At 62.7% G+C, this 279-nt stretch carries 1 protein-coding gene; it reads left to right on the forward strand.

The genetic code is table 11. The annotated features are described in order from the left end of the window. Positions 1–279: hypothetical protein (locus tag ACZYSP_RS35590; RefSeq protein ID WP_489019272.1), on the forward strand; the 279-nt coding region annotated here is incomplete at both ends.

The following is a 279-nucleotide window of genomic DNA, read 5'->3' on the forward strand; positions in this document are numbered from 1 at the left end:
GTGCCAATGGCACCTCTGCCGTCGATTTCACCAACAAGGGCAGCGTCATCGGGTCGCTCAACTTCGCAAACGGCAACGATGCGCTGCATGCCTACACGGGCTCCTCGATCACCGGCAACATCAGCGGTGGAGGCGGCGCCAACCTTCTCACGCTCGAAAGCGAAGACGGCGGCGCCTCGACGTTTGCACCGCTTTCCCTGGCCGGGTTCCAGACGCTGCAGAGCAATGCCGGGGTCTGGACTTTCAATGTGGCGCTGCCGTCATCGGGCATTACCAGCG

The organism is Variovorax sp. F042 (genome assembly GCF_057814215.1).